Raw genomic sequence first — 4555 nt, forward strand, 5'->3', positions numbered from 1 at the left:
CGCGTGGATCAACGCCGAGACGGGCGTCGGGCCTTCCATCGCGTCGGGCAACCAGGTGTGAAGCGGGAACTGCGCGGACTTGCCGATGACTCCCCCGAGAACGAGCAGTCCGAGGATCGTGATCCACGTCTCGGCGGGGAATCCAAACAGCGTTTCGCCGCCCTCGATGGCCTCCTGTGCCAGTTGCGGGAACGCGCCCTCGCCGGCGAACTGCGCGGTACCGAACGTCGTGAGGATCCCGACGACGCCGATCAGGAAGAAGTAGTCGCCGAAGCGTGTCACGAGGAACGCCTTCTTCGCGGCGCTCGACGGGGCATCCTCGCGGAACCAGAACCCGATCAGCAGGAACGAGCACAGTCCCACGAGCTCGAAGAACATGAACGCCATCAGCAGGTTGTCCGCGAAGACGAAGGAGAGCATGCTGAACGTGAACAGTCCGAGGCCGGCGTAGTACCGGGGAAGCCCGGTTTCACCCTCGTCGTTCATATACCCGAGACTGAACAGGTGGACGAGAAGCGCGATCAGCGAGACGATGACGAGCATCATCGTCGAGAGGGGATCGAGTAGGAGGCCGAACGAGAGCGAGATCGTCTCCTCGCCGAGCCCGGTAATCCACGTATAGAGCGTCTCATCGTAGGTTTCACCGCCCGCGACCCGGAGCATGGCCCAGATCGAAAGCAGGAGCGAACCGCCCGTGGCGACTATGCCGACGAGGCCGCCCTTCTTCGGGAGGTACTCGCCCGCGACGAGCGCGATAACGAACGACGCGAGCGGGAACAGTGCGATCAGGGGAGCGTATTCGAATGCCATCTTCTTACCACCTCATCGTCGCCGCTTCGGTTACGTCGATCCCGCGGAAGTTACGATAGAGAACGAGGATGATCCCGATCCCGACCGCGACCTCCGCGGCGGCGAGCGCCATCACGAACAGCGCGAACGTCTGTCCGGTCAGGTTGCCCCACTGCAGCGAGAAGGCGACGAAATTGATGTTCGCTGCGTTGAGCATGAGTTCGACGCTGATCAGAAACATCAGCGCGTTGCGGCGCGTCAGAACGCCGAACAAGCCGATACAGAACACGCCCGCCGAGAGGACGAGATACCACTCCACGGGCACCAGAAGCTGTGTCGGAAGGAGGTCGAACATTCAGTCCTCACCTCCCTCGAAGCCACCGCGTTCGGGGACGAGCCCCTCAGGTGGTTCCTCCTCCTCCTTTCGTCCGAGCATCACCGCGCCGTCGAGCGCCGCGTCGAGCACGATCGAGATCGCGAAGAAGGCGGCGATGAACCCTTCTGCGGGCACGCCACCGGCCTCGATGTTGAACAGCGCGTAGCCGATATTGGCGGTGATGTTCGCGTCGGCCGGAAACCCCTGCGGGGCAGGGAACGACGAGGTGAGGAAGACGAACGCGAAGACACAGAAGAGTGCGATCGCCGCAAGCCCCGGCGCGAGATGACTGCCGAGTCTGAGCTCGGGTTTAGTCGGCATTACTCGCCTCCGAGTCGGTCGGTCCCATACCCTGTGTACCGCGCTGTGCCTCCGCGGTCTCGTCGTGGGTCAACATCACGGCGAACGTGATCAGGATGAGTACCCCGCCGATGTAGACGAGGATCTGCACCGCCGCGAGGAACTCGGCGTGCAGCGTCACGTAGTGGATCGCGACGCTCGAAAGCGCCACTGCGAGCAGGAGCGAGGCGTGCCAGACGTCCCTAACGAGGACGACGCCGAGACTGCTCGCAAGTGTCACCCCCGCAAACAGCGCGAACGTCGCTGTCTCTAGTACCATTAGTTGAACTCTCATGCGCCCGCCCTTTGAAGATTTCGAGATTGGCGTGACACGTACGGATTTTCGCGTCGATACCGGTCGCTGATTGTCGCTATAACTGGGGGCGAAAAACGGACCAGAGCTACTGGTAATCGACTTCGCCCTCGCCCTCGCCGATCCACGCGCCGCGGTCGGGCTCGCGCGACTCGAGCGGGTCGATGTCCTTGTACCAGGGAACGTTTCCGAGCTGTTCCTTGTTGTAGACCAGGTCGTCCTTCGTATCGCCGGTGAACTCGAAGTTCTGAGTCAGCAGGATCGCGTCGACGGGGCAGACCTCCTCGCACAGCCGGCAGTAGATGCACTGGCCGATGTGGAGGTTGTACTGCTCGCCGTTTCGCTGTTCGTCCTGAACGATCTGAATCGTGTCGTTCGGACAGACGTTCTCGCACTGGCGACACCAGATACAGCGCTCCTGGCTGAACTTGTGAACCCCGCGGAACCGCGGGCTCACTTCCGGTGCGGTCTCGGGGTACTCGACGGTGAACGTGTTGCCGTCGAGTGCGTGTTTCATTGTCGTTGCCATCGATTTGAACAGTCCGATCATGCGATGAACACCCCCACGATGATGGCCGTGAGAACCAGGTTGGCAAAGGAGAGTACCAACATTCCCTTCCAACCGATCTCAATCAGCTGGTCGATCCGAACCCGCGGGAGCGCCGAGCGCGCCCACTGGGTGAACAGGAAGATCGCCCAGATCTTGATGACGAACCAGACGATTCCCGGCAGAACGGGGCCTGCAGGGCCGCCGAGGAAGATCGTCGTGACGATCGCACCACCGAGGAAGATGTGCAGGAACTCCCCGAGGTAGATCAACACGAAGTACACGCTCGAATACTCGGTCTGATACCCCGCAACGATCTCGGTAGGTGCCTCGGGCACGTCGAAGGGGTTGCGGCCCACTTCCGCCAGGTTCGCGATCATGAAGAGCACGAACGCGAACGGGTTGACGAAGGCGTACCACGAGGGGATGCCGACGCCCGCGACCGTTGCGAGCGGTTCGGCCTGTGCGGCGACGATTTCCGACATCTGGAGCGTGCCCGCGAAGAGCACGACCGAGGCGGCCGTGACGATCAGCGGGATCTCATAGGCGATGTTCTGGGCGACCGCTCGCAGCCCGCCGAGCATCGAGTACTTGTTGTTCGAGGCGTAGCCCGCGGTCGCAAGTCCCAACGACGCGATCGAGGCGATCGCGAAGACGAGTACGAGACCCGTTTCGGGATCAGCCAAGTGGATACCGCTTCCCATCGGGATCACGGCAAATCCGAGCATCGCCGAGGAGGCGATGATCAGCGGCGCGAGGTCGTAGGCGGGCCGGTCGGCCCCATCAGGGATGATCAGCTCCTTTGCGAGCAGCTGGACCGACGCCGCGGGGATGATCAGGATGCCGGCGGGTCCATGACGGTTGACCGCGATCCGGTCGGTGAACGCGGCCGTGATCTTCCGTTTGGCCCACGGGCCGGCGACCCCGCTCATCGCAAGCATGATGTTGGCGATGAGGAACGCCGCGAGGAACGCCGCGACGAACTCTCCGAGGGCGCCGAACCCGTCGAGGCCGGTCAGGTCCGCGATCCTATCGGGGAGGACGACGTCCTGCAGTGGCAGGACCATTCAGCGATCCACCTCCCCGAGGATGATGTCCAGACTGCCAAGCGAGGCGACCAGGTCGGCGACGTACTCGCCCTCAGCCATCTCCGGCAGCGCGTGCAGGTTCGAGAAACACGGGCTTCGGATCTTGAATCGGGCGGGTTTGTCGGTTCCGTCCGAACGCATGTAGATCCCGACCTCACCTTTCGCGCCCTCGACGGCACGATAGATCTCGGCGTCGGGGTCCGGTCGCAGCGTCCGGGGAACGTTGGCCTGAATCTCGCGGTCGTCCTCGGGCCAGTCCTCGAGCAGATCGATACACTGCTCGATGATTCGTGCGGATTGCTCGACCTCACGCATACGCACGAGCAGGCGTGAGTAGTTGTCGCCGGCGTCCTCGGTGACGACGTCCCAGTCGAGTTCCGGGTAGTACCCATAGGGATCGTCCCGTCGCAGGTCGTAGTCGATCCCCGACGCACGTGCGACGGGACCCGTACAGCCGTACTGTTTCGCGGTCTCGGGGTCGAGCACGCCCGTATCGACCGTCCGCTTCTGGAAGATCTCGTTCGACGTGATCAGGTCGTGGTACTCCTGGGTCGCGACCGGGAGTTCCTCGAGGAAGTCCCTGATCTTCTCGAAGAACTCCTCGCGAGGTTCGGGCAGGTCCCAGACGACCCCGCCGACGCGGAAGTAGTTGAGCATCATCCGCTGGCCGGTCAGGTCCTCGAGGATGTCCTGTACCTTCTCGCGGTCGCGAATCGCGTACATGAAGATCGCGGTGAAGTCCCCGTAGATGTCGAGACAGAACGTCCCGAGCGCGAGGAAATGACCCATCATCCGGCCGAATTCCGCAGACATCGTCCGGAGTATCTGTGCGTACTCCGGCACCTCGATATCCGCCATGTCCTCGATGGTTCGAGCGTACGCGTACTCGTTGGTCGGCTGTGCGGAGTAGTCCCATCGGTCCGGGTACGGCATGATCTGGTGGCGGTACGTGCCGTTCTGGGCCATCTGTTCCTCACACCGATGCAGGTAGCCGATGTCGGGATCGACGTCGACGACCTGTTCGCCGTCGAGCACGGTCTTGAGGTGGAGCACACCGTGGGTCGCCGGGTGGTGGGGACCGATGTTGAGGAACATCGTGTCCG

Annotated in this window: 7 protein-coding genes; all 7 read right to left on the reverse strand. The window is 62.7% G+C overall.

The window, feature by feature from the left end; genetic code table 11:
• Positions 1-810, reverse strand: an 810-nt coding sequence (locus EAO80_RS19015; RefSeq protein WP_281273066.1) for an NADH-quinone oxidoreductase subunit 5 family protein, incomplete at its 3' end; no start/stop codon positions are given.
• Positions 811-814: 4 nt separating this feature from the next.
• Positions 815-1117 (reverse strand): NADH-quinone oxidoreductase subunit NuoK, encoded by a 303-nt coding sequence (nuoK, locus tag EAO80_RS19020; protein WP_122091390.1) that lies wholly within the window; start codon positions 1115-1117, stop codon positions 815-817.
• Positions 1118-1144: 27 nt separating this feature from the next.
• Positions 1145-1486, reverse strand: coding sequence for a proton-conducting membrane transporter (locus EAO80_RS19025; protein ID WP_122091387.1), 342 nt, complete (start codon positions 1484-1486; stop codon positions 1145-1147).
• Positions 1476-1784: an NADH-quinone oxidoreductase subunit J gene (locus tag EAO80_RS19030; RefSeq protein WP_122091388.1), complete on the reverse strand. Its 309-nt coding sequence runs from the start codon at positions 1782-1784 to the stop codon at positions 1476-1478. The genes EAO80_RS19025 and EAO80_RS19030 overlap by 11 nt, the downstream gene beginning before the upstream one ends.
• A 121-nt stretch (positions 1785-1905) precedes the next feature.
• A complete protein-coding gene (locus EAO80_RS19035; protein ID WP_008416687.1) occupies positions 1906-2367 on the reverse strand; it encodes a NuoI/complex I 23 kDa subunit family protein in 462 nt (153 codons plus the stop codon).
• Positions 2364-3431: a complex I subunit 1/NuoH family protein gene (locus EAO80_RS19040; protein ID WP_122091389.1), complete on the reverse strand. Its 1068-nt coding sequence runs from the start codon at positions 3429-3431 to the stop codon at positions 2364-2366. The genes EAO80_RS19035 and EAO80_RS19040 overlap by 4 nt, the downstream gene beginning before the upstream one ends.
• Positions 3432-4555, reverse strand: a 1124-nt coding sequence (locus EAO80_RS19045) for an NADH-quinone oxidoreductase subunit D (RefSeq protein WP_122091391.1), incomplete at its 5' end; no start/stop codon positions are given.

The sequence above is a fragment of the Halalkalicoccus subterraneus genome (assembly GCF_003697815.1).
Classification (GTDB): Archaea; Halobacteriota; Halobacteria; order Halobacteriales; family Halalkalicoccaceae; genus Halalkalicoccus; species Halalkalicoccus subterraneus.